This is a genomic window from Pirellulales bacterium, from assembly GCA_019694455.1.
In the GTDB taxonomy this organism is placed as follows: Bacteria; Planctomycetota; Planctomycetia; order Pirellulales; family JAEUIK01; genus JAIBBY01.
In genome coordinates this window covers 73,218-94,196 of sequence record JAIBBY010000013.1, presented here as the reverse complement: position 1 = coordinate 94,196, position 20,979 = coordinate 73,218, and the positions used below count along the sequence as shown (strand labels likewise).

The 20,979-nt window shown below is 62.7% G+C and carries 17 protein-coding genes; 11 read left to right on the top strand and 6 right to left on the bottom strand.

The features are described from left to right. Positions 1–67 precede the first annotated feature (67 nt). From K1X71_07595 to K1X71_07575, 5 genes are read left to right on the top strand one after another with little or no spacing between them, the layout of a single operon-like run. On the top strand, positions 68–1,672 hold the full coding sequence (locus tag K1X71_07595; GenBank protein MBX7072998.1) for a hypothetical protein: 1,605 nt from the start codon (positions 68–70) through the stop codon (positions 1,670–1,672). 27 nt (positions 1,673–1,699) lie between these two features. Continuing rightward, on the top strand, positions 1,700–2,377 hold the full coding sequence (locus K1X71_07590) for a DUF4190 domain-containing protein (GenBank protein MBX7072997.1): 678 nt from the start codon (positions 1,700–1,702) through the stop codon (positions 2,375–2,377). Then, positions 2,374–3,000 carry a DUF3299 domain-containing protein gene (locus K1X71_07585; GenBank protein MBX7072996.1) on the top strand — a complete coding sequence of 209 codons (627 nt, stop codon included), beginning with the start codon at positions 2,374–2,376 and terminating at the stop codon, positions 2,998–3,000. The genes K1X71_07590 and K1X71_07585 overlap by 4 nt, the downstream gene beginning before the upstream one ends. Before the next feature lie 31 nt (positions 3,001–3,031). After that, positions 3,032–4,177, top strand: a complete 1,146-nt coding sequence (locus K1X71_07580; GenBank protein ID MBX7072995.1) for a hypothetical protein — start codon at positions 3,032–3,034, stop codon at positions 4,175–4,177. A 36-nt stretch (positions 4,178–4,213) separates the two neighbouring features. After that, positions 4,214–4,972 carry an SMC-Scp complex subunit ScpB gene (locus K1X71_07575; protein ID MBX7072994.1) on the top strand — a complete coding sequence of 253 codons (759 nt, stop codon included), beginning with the start codon at positions 4,214–4,216 and terminating at the stop codon, positions 4,970–4,972. On the opposite strand, the gene K1X71_07570 is transcribed toward K1X71_07575, so the two are convergent. From K1X71_07570 to rpe, 5 genes are all read right to left on the bottom strand, one after another. Continuing rightward, positions 4,969–6,144, bottom strand: a complete 1,176-nt coding sequence (locus K1X71_07570) for an aminotransferase class V-fold PLP-dependent enzyme (GenBank protein MBX7072993.1) — start codon at positions 6,142–6,144, stop codon at positions 4,969–4,971. The two genes, K1X71_07575 and K1X71_07570, sit on opposite strands and share 4 nt — an antisense overlap. A 12-nt stretch (positions 6,145–6,156) precedes the next feature. Beyond that, positions 6,157–7,032, bottom strand: a complete 876-nt coding sequence (locus K1X71_07565) for a serine/threonine protein kinase (protein ID MBX7072992.1) — start codon at positions 7,030–7,032, stop codon at positions 6,157–6,159. Positions 7,033–7,102: 70 nt separating this feature from the next. Continuing rightward, positions 7,103–7,948, bottom strand: coding sequence for an acetyl-CoA carboxylase, carboxyltransferase subunit beta (accD, locus tag K1X71_07560; protein MBX7072991.1), 846 nt, complete (start codon positions 7,946–7,948; stop codon positions 7,103–7,105). A 90-nt stretch (positions 7,949–8,038) separates the two neighbouring features. Further along, positions 8,039–8,620 carry a histidine phosphatase family protein gene (locus K1X71_07555; GenBank protein MBX7072990.1) on the bottom strand — a complete coding sequence of 194 codons (582 nt, stop codon included), beginning with the start codon at positions 8,618–8,620 and terminating at the stop codon, positions 8,039–8,041. Between the two features lie 25 nt (positions 8,621–8,645). Then, positions 8,646–9,266 (bottom strand): ribulose-phosphate 3-epimerase, encoded by a 621-nt coding sequence (gene rpe, locus K1X71_07550; protein ID MBX7072989.1) that lies wholly within the window; start codon positions 9,264–9,266, stop codon positions 8,646–8,648. Positions 9,267–9,762: 496 nt separating this feature from the next. On the opposite strand from rpe, the gene K1X71_07545 reads away from it, so the two are divergent. Continuing rightward, positions 9,763–11,082, top strand: coding sequence for a tetratricopeptide repeat protein (locus K1X71_07545; protein ID MBX7072988.1), 1,320 nt, complete (start codon positions 9,763–9,765; stop codon positions 11,080–11,082). A gap of 64 nt (positions 11,083–11,146) precedes the next feature. On the opposite strand, the gene K1X71_07540 is transcribed toward K1X71_07545, so the two are convergent. Further along, positions 11,147–12,190 carry a hypothetical protein gene (locus tag K1X71_07540; protein MBX7072987.1) on the bottom strand — a complete coding sequence of 348 codons (1,044 nt, stop codon included), beginning with the start codon at positions 12,188–12,190 and terminating at the stop codon, positions 11,147–11,149. Between the two features lie 339 nt (positions 12,191–12,529). On the opposite strand from K1X71_07540, the gene K1X71_07535 reads away from it, so the two are divergent. The 5 genes from K1X71_07535 (at position 12,530) to K1X71_07515 (ending at position 20,959) form a co-directional block, all read left to right on the top strand. Next, positions 12,530–15,280 carry a PSD1 and planctomycete cytochrome C domain-containing protein gene (locus K1X71_07535; protein ID MBX7072986.1) on the top strand — a complete coding sequence of 917 codons (2,751 nt, stop codon included), beginning with the start codon at positions 12,530–12,532 and terminating at the stop codon, positions 15,278–15,280. Between the two features lie 427 nt (positions 15,281–15,707). Next, positions 15,708–17,120 (top strand): DUF1501 domain-containing protein, encoded by a 1,413-nt coding sequence (locus tag K1X71_07530; protein ID MBX7072985.1) that lies wholly within the window; start codon positions 15,708–15,710, stop codon positions 17,118–17,120. A 444-nt stretch (positions 17,121–17,564) separates the two neighbouring features. Beyond that, on the top strand, positions 17,565–17,864 hold the full coding sequence (locus K1X71_07525; protein ID MBX7072984.1) for a hypothetical protein: 300 nt from the start codon (positions 17,565–17,567) through the stop codon (positions 17,862–17,864). Positions 17,865–17,997: 133 nt separating this feature from the next. Next, positions 17,998–19,647: an alkaline phosphatase family protein gene (locus tag K1X71_07520; GenBank protein MBX7072983.1), complete on the top strand. Its 1,650-nt coding sequence runs from the start codon at positions 17,998–18,000 to the stop codon at positions 19,645–19,647. A gap of 256 nt (positions 19,648–19,903) precedes the next feature. Then, positions 19,904–20,959 carry a phosphate ABC transporter substrate-binding protein gene (locus K1X71_07515; protein MBX7072982.1) on the top strand — a complete coding sequence of 352 codons (1,056 nt, stop codon included), beginning with the start codon at positions 19,904–19,906 and terminating at the stop codon, positions 20,957–20,959. Positions 20,960–20,979: the final 20 nt, after the last annotated feature.

Genomic DNA, 20,979 nt, shown 5'->3' with positions numbered 1-20,979 from the left:
TAGAGACCGCGAATTGGCGCCGCCGCACGCGCCTTGCCTCGACCGACCGCTATTTCAGGACATACCCATGCACGCATCTCCCGCCATCCGCCGTTGTCTCGCGCTCTTGCTCCTTGCGGCGATTGGCCTGGGTCCGCAACTCGCCCGCGCGTGCCCCTTTTGCAGCGCGGTGTCGGTCACGTTCGGCGAGGAGATGAAAGGCGCCAGTGCCGCCGTCGTCGCCCACCTGAAAGCGCTGCCAGCGGCCGCCCCCGCGGCCGAACCGGGGCAACCACCGGTCATTACCGACAGCAAAGCCAAGTTCGAAATCGTCACCGTCCTCAAAGGACAAGACCTGATCGGCGACAAGAAAGAAATTGAAGTCACCTACTTTGGTCAGGACGAGTTGGGCAAGCCGTTTCTCATCATGGGCGTCGACAGCCCAGAAGTTGTTTGGAACGTGCCGGTCGCCCTCACCGACGCCGCCGTCGACTATGTGGCCAAGCTCCCCGGTTTGCCCGAGAGCGGCCCCGACCGGCTCGCCTTCTTTCTGCAATTTCTGGAAAACTCGGAAGAGATGCTGGCCCGCGACGCCTACGACGAGTTCGCCAAAGCGCCTTATGCCGAGGTGAAGGCCCTGCGCGAGCGAATGGACCACGACAAGTTGGTGAGCTTCATCAACAAGCCGGAAGTGCCTCCCAGCCGGCGCGGGTTGTACCTCACCATGCTCGGCGTTTGCGGCGGCAAGGACGACCTGCCGATGCTCGAGGAAATTATCAAGTCCGACAATCGCGACGCCAAGTCGGCGCTCAACGCCGTGATTGCCTGCTACCTCACGCTAGCCGGCGCCGACGGCCTGCCGCTCATCGAAGATCAATTCCTCAAGAACGCCAAGAGCGAATACACCGACACCTATGCCGCGATCATGGCGATTCGCTTTCATGGGCAAGAGGAAAGCGCCATTCCCAAGGAGCGATTAGTCGAAGCGCTCGAGTACATGCTCGACCGTCCTGAACTGGCCGATCTCGTCATCCCCGACCTGGCCCGCTGGGAAGATTGGAAAGCTACCGATCGATTGGTCGCGCTATTCAAAAACGCCAACGAAGACACCAGTTGGGTGCGTGTGCCAGTGGTGAACTTCCTCAAGGCCTCGCCACTGCCAGAGGCCAAGACGCATCTGGAAGAACTGGCCAAGATCGATCCCGAGGCGGTGAAGCGGGCGAGTTCCGCGTTCCCGTTCGCCGGTTCGGTGCCGACCCCGGTGCCCCCGCCGGACGGCGCTGGCGATTCGACCAACGACAGCCAACCGGTGGAAGCAGCGCCGGCCGCCGATGAACAACTGGCCGACACAGCCACCAGCGAAACACCATCCGAATCAGAAGCGCCTGCCGATGTCGTGGCGATGGACGAAGCGGAAGAAGACCCCGCCGCCGCGTCGCCCGTCGCCGTTGCTGATACTGCTGACCCAGCGGAGCCGAGCGACGACGCCGGCGAATCCAAGTTGGCGCAATCCCCCGACGAAGTCGAGGCTGCCCGCGTGTCGGCCGCCGCTAGCGATCCCTTGGTCGATCCACCGCGCTTCGCCTCCACCCCACGCTGGCTCGTGGTCATCGTGCCGCTCGCGGCGGGCGTGTTGCTGTTGGGAATCTTCTTAGTGGTGCTTCGCGGCGGAAGTCGCGAGTCGAACGCGTAACTTGAGCGGCCTGCGAGCTATTTCCGTATGTCACTAGCCATCGACAAGTCAGTCACTGCCGGCGACCTGGCCAGCCAAGATGACTATCGCGCTCTGTCGTCGGCGGCCGTCGCCAGCCTGGTGGCCGGAGCGCTGTCGTTCTTGTGCTTCTTTAGCTTCTATTTCGGGCTGATCGCTGTATTTGGCGTTGCGCTGGGCGTAGTGGCGCTGCATCGCATTCGAACAGCCCCTACCGAATTCACCGGTCGCAAGCTGGCCGTGGCCGGCATGTTTCTGTCGATCGCCTTTTGGGGCGCGGGTTCGGCATTTCTGGTCTACGTTTATTTCACCGAAGTGCCCGAGGGTTACCAGCGTATTTCGTATTCGCAGTTGCAACCCGAAGACGGCGCCTCCAGAGACGCCGTGCCAGCGGCGGCGCGTCTGCTGGATGGCAAGCGCGTCTTCATCAAGGGCTTCATGTATCCCGGCGTGCAGAAGACCGAGATTCGCGACTTTGTGCTCTGTCGCGATCGCGGCACCTGCTGCTTTGGCGGTCCCACGCCCAAGCTCACCGACATGATCCAGGTGCGTCTCAAAGAGCCGCTGTCGCTCGATTATTCACTGGCGGTGCGCGGCCTCGCCGGCACGTTTCGCGTGCGTCCCGATCAAGCCTCCGACAATCTCGGCGGCGTGCTCTATCATCTCGAAGCGGACTATGCGAAATGAAGCATGTCGCCGTGGCTCAATGTCTGCTGGTCCTGCTTACGGCGATTCTCGCCGGCTGCGACCAGACCACCGAGCGCGTTGAAACGCAGCGCCCTGTGATGGCGGATGCTGTGGCGCCTGACGCGGCGAGCGACTCGCCCGCCGCCGCCCTGCCGACGACCAAAATTCCGACGCATGGCGAGCCTCGGCCAGTGGCGAGCGATCGGCTGGCCGACATCAAACCGCCGCCGGCCAAGCCCGCCGCCAATCAGAAGCCGCGCGACATCGACTTCGACGCCATCAAGTTCGACATCGTCAAGGGCGATCCGTTCTATCGCAAGATGCTCACGCCCGAGATCGAAAAGCTGGTGGACTCGAAGATCAAGATTCGCGGTTTCATCCTCCCCAGCTTTCAGCAAACCGGCATCAAGCAGTTTGTGTTGGTCCGCGACAACATGGAGTGTTGTTTTGGTCCCGGCGCCGCGCTCTACGACTGCATTGTGGTCGATATGAAGCCCGGCAAAACCGCGGAGTATTCGATTCGTCCGGTCACGGTGACGGGCGAATTTGCGGTGCGCGAGCTATTCGATCCCGACGGCAAGCATTTGGCCATCTACCATTTGGAAGCCGATGCGGTGCAATGATCGATCGCCGCTTCGCTTTGTTCGGCTCGCCGTGCTTGCGGCAGTTGCCGTATCGTGTGGCGCGAAAGCGGCGGTCGCCTGCCCGTTCTGCACACCGGTCGGTCCTAGCCTGACACAGCGAATCGACGAGGCAGATCGCGCGCTGGTGGCCGAGTGTGTCGCCGCGCAGGCGCCGCAGGTAACACTCGAACCGCGCCGCGATCTCAAAGACAAATCCAGCACTGATCCGTTGATGCTGGACGCCGCGGTGTTAGGTTCGGCCTCGGCGCCGGTCGGTTCGCTCTGGTTGCTGCTGGGCGAAAATGGCGACGATGAGCAATTGCGGTGGCAGGCCACACCGCTCAACGAAACCAGCTTTGCGTATCTCGCGCGTGCGCCGCGACTCCGCGTGCCAGAACCCGAACGACTGCGCTACTTTGCCGCCTATCTGCAACATGCCGATCCGCTGCTGGCCGAAGACGCTTATCTGGAGTTTGCCCGCGCCCCGTTCGACGCGGTGGCCGCCGCCGCTGCGTCAATCGACATGCCTAGGGTGCGCCACTGGCTCGCCAGCCGCGATGTGCCCGATGCGCGCAAGGGTCTATATGGCCTCATGCTTGGTCTGGCGATCGACGACCAGGCGCGGGCCGCCAATCGCGCGCTATTGCTGGAAACGATCGATCGCGCCGCGCGAGAACAAACCACCGCCAGCGGTGGCGATTTTCGGCCCGGCTTCGACGGCGTGTTGGGCGGACTGATCGCGCTCGATCAGGTTGCCGCGCTCGACCTGATCGATCAGCAATTTCTCGACAACCCCAGCGCCGCCGAGGGCCATCTGCGGCATGCCGTCACTGCCTTGCGCTTCGCCTGGCAATGTCTGCCTAATGTGCCGCGCGAGCGATTGTCGCAATCGATGCGCCGCTTGCTCGATCGCCCCAGTTTTGCGGCCAGCGCTATTGTCGATCTGGCCCGCTGGCGCGATCTGGCGGCCCGCGACGCCATTGTGCGACTCTACGATCAACCGGGCGAGTATCAGGCCGCCATGCGCCGCGCGGTGGTTGGCTACCTGCTGGCCTGCGGCGATCCCCCTTCGCTCGCGGCGCTTGAGCAACTGCGCGCGGCCGATCCCGATGGCGTGGCCGCAGCGGCGGCGCACTTTGAAAAGTACGGCCGCCTCGGCATCGCCGCCGGGCAATGATCACTCAATGAGGCGCCACTCGGCACGGATGTCACGATGAGCGAAAAACCGAAATCCGAGTCTCAGTCCGCCGGGCTCGATCTATCGGCGTTTCAACAAGCTCCCGATCAAGGCGGGCTGTCGCTCGATCAATTGAACGCGGCCTTTGCCCAGATGTTGGGACAAGGCGTCGATCCCTATGTGCCGCCGCCAGTGGCCGATCCGCTGGCGCCCGAGGCGCTGCTGGCCGACCCGCGCGAAGTGGCCAACGACGCTCCCGCGAGCGACGCCCCCCTCACGCCGCGCGGCATTGTGGAGGCCTTGCTCTTTGTCGGCGCGCCAGACAACGCGCCTCTCACCGCCGAAACGGTGGCGGCGCAGATGCGTGGCGTGCGCGCGGCCGAGGTCGACGCGCTGGTCCGCGAACTGGCGGCAGAATATCGCGCCAATGGGTGTCCCTACGCGGTGATCACCAGCGGCGCCGGCTATCGACTGGAACTGCGGCGCGAGTTCTGCGCGGTTCGCGACCGCTGTTTTCAGAAGTCGCGCCGCGTGCGACTGTCGGCCGCCGCGACCGAGGTGTTGTCGATCGTCGCCTACAATCAGCCCGCCACCAAGGATCAAATCGATCGCCTGCGCGGCAAATCGAGCGCCGCGCTGTTGCGGCAACTTGTGCATCGACAATTATTGGAGGTGGAGCGCGACCCCGATGCCCCTCGCATCCAGCGCTATCAAACGACCGATCGCTTCTTGGATCTCTACAATCTCGCAGGCTTGCACGAATTGCCCAAGAACGACGACATCGAACGACGTTAGGTTGGCCGCGACAACAGTTCCGTGATGCGCCGCGCTACAACCACTTCTTCGCCGTCGCCGAGGCAGTAGGGATCGATCTCCACGATGCCGCGCTCGACCTGGCCCTGTCCAACAAAGATCGGCGGCGCGCCAGTTTCCAGCGCGCGAATCAGCCTAATCGCGTGGTCGGCGACCGTGAGCTTCAATTCCAAGCGCGGGCGGCATGGCTGACGTTGATCGATCTCGACCGCGGCAAGACATTCGACGGCCGCGGCAATGTGCCGCGCCATCGCGAGAAGCCGCGCGGCCTCCGCCGCTTCGTCCATGCGCACAAATCGCTCCAGCGCCGCCCACAACCCCACGATCTCCTCGCGACCCACCTTCATCGCGCGACCAACGCCGTGATTCGGCACGCCGCGACCGGTCCACTCGGGCGGGATCAATGTTGGCGGTGGATTCCAAAGATCTTCATTCCAGTCCATATCCAGCATCTGCAGCGCGGCCGACGCGATCAGTTCTCGCCGGCCACATAGGATGCCCGATGCCTGGGGGCCGCGCAGTCCCTTGCCGCCCGAGTAAGCCACCAGATCGGCGCCGGCGGTGGTGAACGCTGTTAGCTGGGCGATCGGCGGCAACGTGGCCGAGGCGTCGACAATCACCGGCAGCGCGCGCCGATGCGCGACCTCAACAACCATCTCCAGCGGCAACTCCGAAAAGCCCGCGCAGTACGCGACCGCCACCGTGTTTTGCGTGATCGCGGCCTCCATCTCCCACGCCTGCGGATCGCGATTGCGTTCCGCCACACCCACTTCGACCAGCCGCGCCCCCGCCGCGCGCACCGCATGGTCATAGCCATTGCGGTGCGAACGTGGCACGATGATCTCCGCCGCCAGTCCCGTCGTGTCGGGCAGCCGATCCATCTTGGAAAAATCATTGCCCGCGATCGCGGCGGCCGCGGCCAAGGTCAAACCTGCGGCGGCGCCGCTGGTGACAATCGCCGCCTCGCTCGCCGTCAACTCAGCAATGCGCCGCCCCACGGCCGCTTGCAACTCGTCGATGCGAACGTGGCTCCGCACGGCAGCGCGCATCGCCTCGGCCACTTCCGCCGGCAGCGCGCAGCCTGATAGCCGCGTCAACGTCCCGGCCGCGTTGATCGCCGGCCGCAGTCCCAGAGCGTCGTAAACATCCGCCATGACGCGCCGCGCCTATTTCACGAACTCGCGATCGACGCGCTTGATCTGGTTCAGAAAATGGTCCAGCGAAGCTGGCCTCCGAGCCGGATTCTGCTCGATACAGTCGCTGATCGCCTTGGCCAGCACTGGATGCACGTGCGGATTGCGATCCAAAATCGGATACGGCGGACGCGTGGCGTGCCCCATCGCGCCGCGACCGTCGGCGCAGCGTTCCCACGGCAAGTCAAAAGTGCATAGCTCGTAGGCCGTGATGCCAAAGCTGAAGATATCCAACCGGTGATCGGTCTTTTGCCGGCGCACCAACTCGGGCGCCATGTAGTTGGGCGTGCCGGTGCGGTTGCCGGGTTGCATGAACGCCTCGGTCGCCGGCACCGTCAGGCCAAAGTCGATCAACTTCAGCGACTTGGCGTCGGGCGTGCAGACAAAATTGCGCGGGCAAACGTCGCGGTGGATGTAACCCGCAGCGTGCAACGCGCCCAGCGCCTCGGCCGCCTGGCGAATGAGCGTCACCCGGTTGCCATCCAGCAGCGGGTCGCGGGCAATAATCAGCGAGTTGAGCCCCGGCCCGTCGAGAAACTCCATCACCAGATACTGCTGGCCAGTTGTCGTCGTGCCATGCTCGAGCGTCTTGACGATCCGTGGATGGTCGAACTCGCTGGCGATCTTGCCTTCGCTTGGTTTCTTGAGGCCTTTGAACCGCGACTCGAACTCCGAGGTCTTCTTGGCGTCCAAGACCTTCAGCCCCACGATCTTGCCGGTCTTGCGATCGCGAGCCATGTGAAACTCCGACATGGTGCCGGAGATCGCCTCGCGCATCAGTTCGAAGCGCGTGCGCACATCGCACTTGCCGCCAGAAAGGATCGTCTTGAAGCTGTCGAGCAAACTCATGGCGCGCCGTCTAAAAACAAAGGGCCTATCACCAATCTAGGCACGCGCGCCGCGGCGAACAAGCAGACCGCTACTTGCCGCAGTAGTCGATGGTGCGCGCGATTTCGCTGGTCAGATCCGAGCGGCGCACGATGCGGTCGATGAAGCCGTGTTCGAGCAAGAACTCGCTGGTCTGAAATCCCGGTGGCAACTCAATGCGGATCGTGGCCTTGATCGTGCGCGGGCCAGCGAAACCGATCAGCGCCTTCGGCTCGGCGAACACCACGTCGCCCAGCGAGGCGAAACTGGCCGCCACGCCCCCCATGGTGGGGTTGGTCAGCACTGAGATGAACAAACCGCCCGCCTCGTGATAACGAGCAAGCGCCGCCGTCACCTTGGCCATCTGCATCAGCGACAAGATGCCTTCGTGCATCCGCGCGCCGCCGCCCGAACCGCTCACAATGATCAGCGGCAATTTTTGCTCGGTGGCTCGTTCGACCAGGCGCGTCAGCCGCTCGCCGACCACTGAACCCATGCTGCCCATGATGAACGCCGAATCGGTGACGCCAAACGCCACGCGCCGGGCGCGGATCATGCCGCAACCGGTGATCGCGGCGTCCTTCAAACCGGTCCGCTGCTGTTCTTCTTTAATGCGGTCGGCATACGCCTTGCGATCGGCGAAGCCGAGTGGATCGGTCGGCTCCAACTGCGCGTCCCACTCCTCGAAAGTCCCTTCGTCGAGCAGTTGCCGAATGCGCTCCGCCGCGTCCACATACCAGTGGTAGTCGCACTCCGGGCAAACCCCCAGTCGGCGCTCCGCCTCTTTGCGGAAGATCGTCTGCTGGCAGCCCGGACAGCGACGCCAAAGGCCCTCGGGCACGCCCCGTTTTGGGCGTTTGCCGCCGGAACCGCGTTGTTCTAAATCGCCTGCTGCCATCAAAAGGTGGGACGTGAAAGGAGGTGGGCTGAATGCGGACTCGTTATACCACGCGCGGCAAAATCGTCCCAGGTCGACCGGCGCCAGCAACTAGCCAGCCACCAAGGCGTCTTGCGGTTCGACGACCACCGTCTCCCAGTTGCCGTGGTCGGCGGTCAGCTTCCAAATATCGCCAATTTGGCCGTGGTCCAACACGCCGCGCACGATCGACGCCAATGGCTCTGGCAGCACCAGTCCCACCACGCCGGCGCGGTGCTTCTTGAGCAAACGCTTCAGGCAAGCCACGGCTCGGGCTTGCGCGTCGGAGAGCATCTCGCCGCCGGGCGGGCACACGGTCTCGGGCTGATCTTGCCATTGCCGATACACGCGCGGATGCTTGCGCTTGATCTCGTCGGCCAGCATGCCTTGCCACAGTCCAAGGTCCAGGTTGTGCATCCCTTCCAACCGCTTGAGCCGCAGGCCGAGCGCGCTGGCGATTGCCTCCGCTGTGGGCGCGGCCGGCTCAGAATCGGAGGTGTAGATCAGCTCCAATCCGCGATCGCGCAGTTGCTCAATCTCGCGGTCCACCTCGCGGCGCCCATCGGCGTTGAGCGGAATATCGAGGGTGCCTTGGATGCGACCATTCTTGTCGTAGTCAGTCGCGCCCGGTCGAATCAGTATGATCTCTAACATCAATGTTGTCCGCAGACGTAAATGATCAGATCGCGTTCGCCAATTGCGTCAGCCGTCGAAGACTGGCGGCCGGATCGGGCTGGCGAAATATCGCCGAGCCCACCACGCACAAATCAGCGCCCGCCGCGACACACGCCGCGATGGTTGTTTCGTTCACGCCGCCGTCCACTTCGAGCGTTAGCTCGGGTCGCAGGCGTCGTAGTTGAGTCAATTTCTCGAGCGCCACCGGCTCAAAGGCTTGTCCGCCAAAGCCTGGGTGCACGCTCATCACTAGTACCTGATGGCACAGGTCAAGGTTGGCTTCGATCGCCGACACCGGCGTCTCTGGGTTGATCACCAGTCCCGCCGCCACCCCGTGCGAGCGAATCTGCTCCAAGGTTCGCCGCGGCGCGTCGGTCGCCTCGACTTGGATCAAAATCAAATCGGCCCCCGCCTTGGCAAAGTCGTCTACAAAGCGCTCGGGCTTGGCGATCATCAAATGCGCTTCAAGCGGCAATTCGGTATGACGCCGCACCGCCTCGACAATCGGCATACCGTAGGTCAAGTTCGGGACGAATTGGCCATCCATACAGTCAAAATGCAATCGGGTGGCGCCCGCCGCCTCCAGCTTGCGCACTTCGCCGGCCAAGTCTGCGAAGTCGCACATCAATAGCGACGGCGCAATTTGCCGCTCTCCCCGGTGGGCGGCTAATCGCTGAAATGCGCGTGTTGGCGAACTAGTCGACGAATCAACCAAAGCCGTGAGCCGCTCTCAATCGCGGACGCCGAGAGTAATGTGCCGGGCGGCAAGCAGTCCGCCAAGCGGGCCAGAAATTGGCCTACGCGCCGCGCAAGATTCGGCGCCATCCAGATTATTTGTGGTCATCGTAAACGCCGCCGATCCTTGTTGTGCAGATCAGCGCCGCGAATTCCAAAGTTCGAGTCGCCCTGACTGGGCTCCCCAGTTCATAGTCTATCACCCGCGGGCGAAAAATCTCCCCCCGCTTTGGCGGAATCTATAAGCTGCCAACTCGCTTGCGCTTACGCTCCAAGTCCTCTGCCGCTGTAAACGACACAAGCGTCAAAGAGACGCCCGCCGGCAGTCTTCTCAAGCCGAAAGACTAAACTGTAGGCAGTTTGCCGCTGGCCGCCACGGATACCACATGTCGCTCGCCTCTCAGGTCACCTCGCACAATTCTGCCCCGGCGACGCGGGTTTCTGGAACCGGCATGTTATGGCTGCTGCTTCTCCTAGGCATGTCCGTGGCCGGCAGTTTGCTGCCGGCGATTGCCGATATTGCGGGCCATGAGTTTTTCGCCACCTGGCTCACGCACGAAGATGGCCCGTACGAAGCCGCGGGCGCGCTGGCCTGCCTGGCAGCCGCGATCCTGTTGACCTGGATCAACTTGCAGCGGCGGCGCAACGGCCAAGGCGCCAATTGGCTGCTACTACTGCTCGCCGCCGCATTGTTGTTGATGTTTCTCGAAGAGATCAGTTGGGGCCAACGGCTGTTCGCGATTTCGGCGCCGCAGTGGCTGGCGCGCGCTAACATTCAAGAAGAAATCAACTTGCACAATTTGCGGATCTTTCATCCGCATCTGGAAAACAACTGGCTGAAGCGACTCTGGCTCAACGCGTCGCTCTTCTATTTAGGCCTGCTTCCGCTTCTGACCTTGGCGCTGCCGCCGCTTCGGCGACTTGCCTTGCGCTGCGGCCTTCCGTGGGCAAGTTGGCAATTGGCGCTCTCGGTTTGCGTGACCTATGGCATCTACTTGCTGCTCATTATCACCACCGTGACTCGCGGCGATCTTTACGCCGCCCACGACGCCGGCGAGGCGGTGGAGGCCGTCATCGAGTTCGCTTATCTGGTGCTGGCGATCGAAACGCTTTGGCTGCTGCGAGGTAGTTCTGTACCGCTGCGCTGGCGTTCGCTTTTACTTGCGCTGATCGTGCTGGTTGGACCGCCACTGGCGATCATGGCCTGGGGATCGGCCAAGGCCATCGCCGCGACCGATTCGCACTTGTCGGCGATTGCCGCCCTGCGACAAGGAAACAAACTGTTGGCCGCGGGTAAGCCGTCCGCGGCCATTGACCGTTATCTGGAGTCGGCCCGGCTCTGGCCCGAGAAGCTTGAAACTCGATTTCGTCTGGCCGGCGCCGCGGAGCAAGTTGGCGATGTCGCCCTTGCCGGTCAACAGTATCAAGCGGTGCTAGCCGCCGATCCGCAAAACGCCGACGCGCACAATGGCCTGGGACTGCTCATGTTCAAGTCCCGGCGTTTCGATGCTGCCGCGAGCGAGTTTCGCCAAGCGCTGGAAATCGCCGAATCCGCCGAGATACAGAACAATCTCGGCGCCGCGCTAGCTCAATCGGGGCAATGGAACGACGCGCGGCGCGCCTTTGAAGCCGCGCTGCGACTCGATCCTGCCAATCAACGCGCCAAGGAGAACTTGGAACTACTCGACCGGCGGGCGCCACGCTAAAAGAGCAAAGCCCTGAGAGCTTGGCTCTCAGGGCTTTGCGTGGTTCACAGTCTGCAAGCAAAGACTACTTGTCGCCTTCGCTGCCTTCCTTGTCCGCGTTGTCGCCGTCTGAGGTGTCTCCCTCCGCGGCGTCGTCCTTCGGCGCTTCGTCGGCGGGCAAGTTCTCGCTGGTGCCGGCGGCAAGCTGCAGCACCATGTTGATTTCCTGCGCGAACTCGTTGCCTTGGAAATCGCCTTCCAGCACCAGGTCTTGCTCCGTCTTGGCGGAGATGGCCCGACCGGCGGCGGCATCGAACAGCACGCTGCCCTTGCCTTCCTGCTCGGTGATCTCCATCGCCACGTCGGCGTCGCCCCCTTCGGCCGCTTCAAAGGAGATTTCGGTCTTGGCGTCGATCTTTTCCAGATCTTTGCCGTCCTTGTTTTCTTGGCCAGCATACGTGTACGTGACCGCGATCTTCTGGGTGCCGATCGGACCCATCTTGTTTTCCAGCTCGCGACTCCAGGTCACGCCCTCGCCGGCGGGCTCTTCCGGCAACGGCGTCACCGCCTGCTCGATCGTCTGTCGAATCGTGCTCTCGGTGAACATGCCGCCCCCCATCATCATCTGTCCGCCGCCACCGCCTCGCTGTTCGCCCAGCGCTTCGGTCAGCGCTTCCGGCAGCGTCACGTCCGAGACTTTGCCCGTGGGGCTGATCTTCAACGTGAATTCGCCGTCCAACATGGCTTCGATCGGCTTGCCCATCCGGTCCCACAATTCGGGCGGCGGCACCTTGTCGGGCTGCTTCGAGTCGTAGGAAACCTCGCCCGTGAAGGGCGTGTTCATCAGCAACTGAACGCGTTCCACCTTTTGGCTGATCTCCGCCGTGCCGTCGGAGGCCACCGACTTGACGGTCCAGACCACGTCCATGATCTGCTTGATCTTCACGTCGATCTCGATGCCGTTGGCGTCGATCAAGATCGTGGCCGTTTGCGACATCGCGTACGGCAGCTTATCCCCTTCCTTGAACTTCCAACGCAGTTCTTTGGCGGCGCGGGCCTCGGCGGCCACCAGCAGCAGCGCGGCCAGCGTCATGCAGACCCGCAAGCGGGTAGATCGCAACAACGACATGAGAAAGCCTTTCTGTGTTAAGAGTGTCTCGCATTCGGATAGCGCGGTTCGGACCAACCGATCGGCTCAGTCAAATCGTCCGCCCGCTATCCGTTGCAACCAGTTTCTGCGGTTATCAGTCGCCTAACAGAATAGTGCTCGCCTACCGGCGCCACAATGAGCCGGCGCGCCGGCTGCTCCGCCGATCAGCTACTATCTTGCCGGCGAACGCCGCGACGGGGACGCAAGCAAGGGCCCAAATGATTGACCACCCGTTGCCGCGTGGGTTAGCCTCGTAGCGTAAGTCACGCGCAAGATTCTCAATTTGGTTTCATCCTCATGCGGCAAATCCTGCTGTTCATGGTTCTGCTGCTTCCGACGCCGGCATTGGCCGATGACCCCGCGAGCGTCGACTACGCTCGCGATATTCAGCCCGTATTAACGGCGCGCTGTTACGCCTGCCACGGCCCCCTCAAGCAGGAGCAAGGTTTGCGACTCGACACGGTGGCAGCCATCCGCAAAGGGGGGGATAGCGGGCCGGCCGTCGAAGCCCATCACCCCGATGCGAGCCTTTTGCTACGTGTGGTTACTGGCGCCGACGGCTGGCAAATGCCCCCCGAGGGAGAGCCCCTCACGCCAGAGCAAATCGCCAAGATCAAAGCCTGGATCGACGCGGGCGCGGCGGGGCCCGCCAACGAGCAACCCGCCATCGACCCGGCGAAGCATTGGGCCTTTCAACCCCCGGTGCGCGCCGCGCTGCCAGCATCGGCATCGTCCGATCCGACAACAAACCCGATCGACGCCTTTCTGGCTGCCGAGCGCGAGCGACACGGCCTCAAACCGCGCCCGCAAGCCTCCAAAGAGGCGCTCATTCGACGCGTCTATCTCGACTTGATCGGCATGCCTCCCACCCCGGTGGAACTGCGCGAGTTCTTGGCCGATGAGTCGGCCGGCGCCTACGAACGGGTGGTCGACCGCTTGTTGTCCGATCCGGCGCACGCCGAACGATGGGCGCGCCACTGGATGGACATTTGGCGCTACAGCGACTGGTACGGCTATGCCGCGGAGATCCGCAACAGCCAACCGCACATCTGGCGCTGGCGCGATTGGATTGTCGATTCGCTCGCGGCCGACAAGGGCTACGATCAGATGGTCGTCGAGATGCTCGCCGGCGACGAACTGGCGCCCTTGGATCGCGACACCTTGCGCGCCACTGGTTACCTGGTGCGCAACTGGAACAGGTACAACCGCAATTTATGGCTTCACGACATTGTGGAGCACACCGGCAAGGCGTTTTTAGGCCTGACATTCAATTGTGCGCAGTGCCACGACCATAAATACGATCCAATCGCGCAGAGCGACTTCTATCGCCTCCGTGCCTTCTTCGAACCGCACGACATTCGCACCGACGTGGTTGCCGGGCAACCGCTCACCGAAAAGGACGGCTTGGTACGTGCGTACGACGCGCATCACGGCACGCCGACCTATTTGTTCACTCGGGGAGACGAACGCGATCCCGACAAGTCGCAAGAGTTGACCCCTGGCCTGCCAGCGGTCTTTGGCGATGTGGCGTTGGAGATTCAGCCGGTCCAGTTGCCGCTAGCGGCCTGGTATCCCAGCCTCGACCCGGTGGTGCAGGAAACGGTCACCAAGCACCTCACGAGCGAAGTGACAGCCGCCAAGCAGATATTCGACGAAATCACCGCCAAGTTGGCGGCAGCCCGCGAGCGGCACAAGCAACTGGTGGCTGCCGCAGCAGCGCCCGCCGCCGATCCAGCCTCCGCGCCAGCGGCCAACGAGCCAACCACTCCAGAGGCTGAAATCAAGCATCTCGAAGCCGAACAAGCGCTGGCCGCCCGGCGGGTAGCCAAGGCCGAGGCCGATCTGGTTTCGTTCGCCATGCGAACGGCCGCCGGCCGTGCTAAGACCGCTCAGCCACCCGGCGAAGACGCGCCCGCCCTGGCGCTGGCTGCGGGACTTGCCGAGCGATCCGCCAAGGTGGCCGATGCCGAATTGAAACTGCTCGCGGCCGAGCAAGCGTTGGTCCAGGCTCAAGGCAAGCTCAATCCCAACGACGAGGCAACCAAGAAGCCTGTCGCCGCCGCCGAGGCCAAACTGGCCGAAGCCAAGAAGGCGGTTGACGACGCCCGCGCGGCGCAACTCGCCCCCTCCGACTTCACTCCTTACCTGCCCGAATATCCTGCCACCAGCACCGGCAGGCGCTTGGCGCTGGCTCGCTGGATCGTCGCGCGCGACAACCCACTCACCGCTCGAGTCGCAGTCAACCATATTTGGATGCGGCATTTTGGCCAGCCGCTGGTTTCCACGGTCTTCGACTTTGGGCTGAACGGTCGCGAGCCGACGCACCCGGCGCTGCTCGACTGGCTGGCCGTGGAACTGATGGAAAATGGCTGGAGCATGAAGCGACTCCATCGGATGATCGTGACTTCGGCCGCCTACAAAATGGAGTCGACCCCCGGTGGGCCCGACGATCCGAATTACAAAGTCGACCCCGACAACAGCTATGTCTGGCGGATGAACTCGCGGCGCATGGACGCCGAAGCGGTGCGCGACTCGCTGCTAAGCATTGCCGGCGCGCTCGATCGTTCTCGCGGCGGCCCCGAATTGGAACAGGTCGCCGCAGACGACACCAACCGACGCAGCCTGTATTACCGCCAGGCCAATGAGAAGCGGGTGGTGTTCCTGCAATTGTTCGATCAACCAAATGTTGAGGAAGGCTACCGCCGTACAGAAAGCATAGTGCCGCAGCAGGCGTTGGCGCTGCTCAATAGCCAATTTGCCATGCGGAATTCTGGAGTGCTGGCCGACAAGCTCTGGAGCGAGGCCGCGGCCGCGATGACCAGCGAAGAGCGGCAGATTCGCTTTGTGTCTCTGGCATACGAGGCGATTCTCAGCCGTCAGCCAACCGACGTTGAACGAGACGCCTGCATGGCCTTTATGGCTAACCAATCTCAACTGCTTGCCAAGCCAGATCAATTAGCGCCGTTTGGCGCCGAGCAGCCGTCTGCTGGCGCCGATCCAGAATCGCGCGCCCGCGCCGGACTGGTGCATGTGCTGATTAACCACAACGACTTTGTTTCGATTCGGTGACGCGCCGCGGGTATTCGGAGAGCCGCCAAACCTTGTCGCAAGCGATTTCCGAAAACTCCGAAAACCGAGGCGGCCGCGGTTCCGATATGCCGTCGACACAAATCATTACTGCGCAACAGGTGTCGACGCGTTTGCTACCTTGGAGTCGGCGCTTGGAAGACGGAGTTGTCGGAGACTACCCCCCTGTTCTTCCGAAAACCTGGCAGTGCGAATTGGCCAGACATAGCCGTGCGGAATGTACAAAAACCAATGCTTCGGCGGCGTCCCCCCGCGCGATACAATGCGGCACGCGCTCCCTCGGTGACCCTTGCGCCCGCGTGCAGTTCAGGACCGGAGGTTACTTGCGTTGACCTACTCCCGCGAAAGTGAACAGTCGTGGCCCCACCGTGGCGGAGTGCATCGCCGCGCCTTCCTGTCGGATGTCGGTATGGGGCTGACGGGGCTGGCCCTTGGTTCGCTGTTGGCGCGCGACGGCATTGCGCGCGCCGGCGAGGCCATTGTGTCCTCACCGGCCATTGCCCAAGTTGCGCCCAAGGCCAAGAGCGTGATCTGGCTCTTCATGATTGGCGGCACGAGCCACATGGAGAGCTTCGACCCCAAGCCCGCGCTGAACCAATACGCCGGCAAGACGATCGAAGAATCACCGTACAAGCAGACGCTCGATTCCCCGTTTCTCAAGAAGAACCTGCGCGAGGTGATCGCTGGTCTGCACACGGTGCATCCCAAGATCTATCCCCTGCAGGTCGGCTACGGCAAGCGGGGGCAAAGTGGCATCGAGATGAGCGATTGGTGGCCCTGCCTCGGCGAGGTGGTCGACGATCTGGCCATCGTTCGCTCGATGTGGACCACCGACAATAATCACGGCGCCCAACTGCAATTCCATACCGGCCGTCACTCGCTGGAAGGGCAATTTCCGACCATTGGCTCCTGGATTCACTACGGACTTGGCTCGCTCAATGACGAGTTGCCGCAGTTCGTGGTCCTGGGCACGCCCTTGGCCGACTGCTGCGGCGGTAAGGGAGGACATGGCTCGAACTATCTCGGGCCCGAACATGCCGGCGTGCAACTCAAGACCGATCCCGCCAATCCGCTTCCCTATGCCAAGCCCGGCGCCAGCCAGTACCGCGAAGAACAAGAGGGCGAGCTTGCGCTGCTCAATCAACTGAACGGCCTGACCGCGGTCGAGTATCCCAACGACGCCGCGCTGCGCGCGCGCATCAAGTCGTACGAGCTCGCCTTTCGCATGCAGATGGCGGTCCCCGAGGTGTTGCGCTTCGAAGACGAGACGCTAAGCACGCACGCGCTGTACGGCCTGGATCAGGACGCGACCCGCGAGTTCGGTCAACAATGCCTGGCGGCGCGCCGACTGGTCGAGCGCGGCGTGCGCTTTGTGCAGCTTTATCACGGCTCCAATGGCGGCGCCGGCGCTTGGGACGCCCATGGCGGCCTCAAGGCAGGGCACACCAAGCTCTGCGGCGAAGTCGATCGCCCCATCGCCGGGCTCATCAAAGATCTCAAGCGGCGCGGGCTCTTGGACGAAACGCTCGTAGTTTGGGGCACCGAGTTCGGCCGCACGCCGGGCGCTCAAGGCAGCGACGGCCGCGATCATCACCCCTACGGCTTTTCGATCTGGTTGGCCGGCGGCGGCATCAAGGGTGGCGTTGTGCATGGCGCCACCGATGAGCTGGGTTTCCACGCCGTCGAAGAGCGCCACTACGTCACCGATTTGCACGCCACCGTGATGCACCAACTCGGGCTGGACCCCCGCAAGCTGGAGATTCCCGGCCGCAAGCGTCTGGAAATCGACTACGGGCAGCCCATTTACGAGATCATCGCGTAGCCGGCAAGCTTTGCCGGATGCGAAAGCTTTGTCGCTGGCGCCGCGGTAAGGCCGGCAATTTCTGTCGATTGCGCGCCGGCCGGCAAAATCGTTGGGTCCGCTGCGACCGACCTAAACCGTTAGTCATTGAATTGACTGACCAATGAGGTTGCGATCATGGCACGTGTTGCGGCGGTCTTCGTTTCTCTTGCCGCTTTGGTTTCCGCGTCCGCTAGCGCTGGCGACCACTGCGATCGCTGTGGCGGCTGTTGCAATTTGCGCAAGGTCTGTCGGCCTGAGCCTTCGTTCCGAGAGGTCGTCAAGGTTTGCTGGGATGTGAAATGCGAAGACTTTTGCGTCCCCAAGTGCGGCCATAAGTGTGGGGTAGCGCGCGGATGCGACGAGTGTGGCGCCTGGTGCGCCGACATATGGAAGTCGAACTGTGCGCAAGTTCGCACTCGCCGCGTGCCGGTCAAGACTGAGGTGGTCCGCAAGATCCCCACTACAAAGTGGGTGGTCGAGACGCTGTGCGCCGATTGCTGCTCGTGCCGCGCCGCCCAGCAAGACTCGGGACCACCGCCGCAACTGGTGGCCGCCGACGCGATGGACGTGCGGCCGATCGATGCGCCGATCGCGCCAGTGTCGTTTGCAGAGCCGGCGGAAACGGCCGCATCGGCTGCGCCCGTGGGCCGCGCCACCGAGCCACGCGCAGCTACGATGGCCGACCGAATTCAATCGGCAATCTCCGGCCTGCTTGCGAAATAGTAATTTAGACCATCGGGCAAGCGGCCGTGCATTGGCGCCGCCGAGTCTCGCCATCCGCCATTTTCCGCCCGCAATTCGCCGGCGATTCTCGTATAATGGCGGCTTTGAGCCTGCCACCCAGGAGACTCCGCCGATGCTCTTTGCAGTTCGCCGCTTGCTGCTTGCGCTAGTGTGCTGCTTCGCCACATCCACGGGCTTGGTGGCCGCCGAGATGCCGCGACTGGTGGTGGTCGTTAGCGTCGATCAATTCCCCGCCCGCTACCTGTCGTTGTTCCGCGATCAGTGGCAGCTCGACGGCGCGTTTCAGCAATTCGATCAAAAAGGCGCCTGGTTCATCAACTGCCATCACCGGCACGCGGTGACCATCACGGCCCCCGGTCATGCCTGCATGCTCACCGGCGCCGATCCCAATCGGCACGGCATTATTGCCAACTCCTGGTACGACCGCGAAACCGGCAAGAACGTCAATTGCGTTGAAGATTCGAGCAGCCCGGCCGTCGGCAGCACCTCCCCCGGCGAGGCCGTGTCACCGCGCAACCTGCTCGCGCCCACCTTGGGGGACAACATCAAGCTGTCGACCGAAGGCAAAGGCAAGGTATTTGGCGTGTCATGGAAGGATCGCGCCGGCGTGCTCATGAGCGGCCACGCGGCCGACGCCTCGTATTGGTTCGACGGATCAACGGGCGGCTGGATCACCAGTCAGTACTACCGCAAAGACTTGCCGGGCTACATTCGCAACTACAACGAAGAAGGCGCCGCGCAGGCCTTTGGCGGCAAGGCTTGGGAGTTGTCGCTCGACCCCGCGAAGTACCACCTCTATGTGCCGGACGACAATCCGTATGAGATGAATCCGCCGGTGTTCGGCAACAAGTTTCCGCACCAGTTGCCGCCGGCCACGCACCCCAAGTATTACGACGCGCTGAGCATCACCCCGTTCGCCAACCAGCTTACGATCGGCGCCGCGCAGCGCTTGATTGAATTCGAAAAGCTAGGGCAAGACGAATATCCCGACTTGATCTGCATTGGCCTCTCGGCCAATGACTATGTGGGCCACGCGTTTGGGCCGCACAGCTTGGAAGTGCAAGAGATCACCATCCAGACCGACCGCCAACTGGCGGAACTTTTTCGCTTTATCGACGAGCAGCTTAAGGGGGCGCCTTGGACGTTCGCGCTCTCGTCGGATCATGGCGTGGCGCCAATCCCCGAACTCGCCGTCAAGTTCAAGCTGCCGGGCTCGCGCAATCCGCTCGGCAATCTGGCTTCGCTCAAGCCGCGGCTGGAGGAGCGATTGCAACGCGAGTTGGGTGCGCCGGCCGAAGGTCGCAGCTATGTCGACCGTGTGGAGCCGGGCATCGTCTATCTCAATGTCAGCATCCCCGAACTGGCGGCCGACCGCTGCGCGCAAGCGCAACAAATCGTGCGCGCGGCCCTCTTGGAAATGCCATCCATCGCCGCGGCGCATACCCGCGCCGAACTGCTGGCCGCTAACTCTGGCAACGGCTTGTTCGAACAGTTTCGACTCATGTTGCACCCGCGCCGCTCGGGCGAGGTGCTTTGGGTGCTCGCGCCATACGCCATTCTCGGCAGCAGCACCGCCACGCACGGCAGCCCCTGGCAATACGATTCTCACGTGCCGCTGGTGTTCATGGGGGCCGGCATCAAGCCGGGCAAATATTCCGCTCGCGTCAGTCCCGCTCATATGGGCCCCACGCTGGCCCGTGTGTTAGGCGTCGATCCGCCGGCGGCGGCCACCGTGGACCCCGCGGCCGAGGCGATCGAATGACCAAACGATGAACGCCGGCGACGTAATCGGCGCAAATCCTTTTGCGCCGGTCGCTTGTTCCGCGTGGCGCGCCGCGCTTCATCGATTCTTCACAATTCCTTTGCCGAGCTTTCACGCTTCGCTCCGACAATACTGGCATCGCAGGGACATGGATCGGCCACCGCGTAAGCTGGAAACATCGTGTCAAAATCACGCTTGGTGGATTGGGCAGCATTCCACACGGCGCGCTGCGAAGTGAGCGAACTTCGGGAGCGTCATGGCTGATTGCCAACATCGCTTCGCAATCATCTTGTGTGTGCTGCTGGTCGCCGGCTGCGGCGTGAATGTCGCGCCCCCCATTCCCTTGGCGGCCGACGACGATGCGCCCTCTTCCGGCGCCAATCCGAGCGGCGACTTGGTCGAACTCGACCCGCTCTTGCCTGGTTATCAACCAGTTTCGCAACAGCTTACGGGGCGCATCACCAGTGTCGGCTCCGACACCATGAACAACATCATGGCGCTCTGGGTGCAAGGCTTTCGCGCCTACTATCCCATGGTCGAAGTCGAAGTCGAAGGCAAGGGGTCGTCTACCGCAGTTCCGGCGCTTGTCGAAGGACAAGCCACCTTTGGGCCAATGAGCCGCGATCCCAAGCCGACCGAGGTCGACCAGTTCAAGGAAGAATTCGGCTACCCACCGACGCAACTAGCCGTCGGCATGGACATGCTGGCGGTCTATGTCAACAAAGACAATCCCATCGAGTCGCTGACCTTGCCACAGGTCGATGCGATCTTTTCCAAGACGCGCAAACTTGGCTACAGCAAAGACATCTCGACGTGGGGCGATCTGGGGCTGACCGATGGTTGGCAATCTCGCGCCATCGAGCTGTATGGCCGCAACGCCGCTTCGGGCACCTACGGCTACTTCAAGGACCACGCGCTGGGAGGGGGCGACTTCAAGGATTCTGTCAAAGAACAACCGGGTAGTTCATCGGTCGTGCAAGGAGTCGGCAGCGATCCCAGCGCGATCGGCTACAGCGGAATTGGCTATCGCAGCGCCGATGTGCGGGCGTTGCCGCTCGCCGAAGAATCTGGCCAGTCCGCCGTCGCGGCCGAACCCAAGTACGCCTACTCCGGGGAGTATCCGCTTGCTCGCTATTTGTGGCTGACGATCAATTACCAGCCCGGCGCCAAACTCGACCCATTGCGGCGCGAGTTCATCAAGTACATTCTCAGCCGCCAGGGACAAGAGCATGTTCAAAAAGATGGTTATCTGCCCATCAAGGCGGAGAAGGCCCGGCAAACGTTAGCATCGCTCGGCATCGCCAGTCCGTAATAGCTCCGTAGCAAGACGCC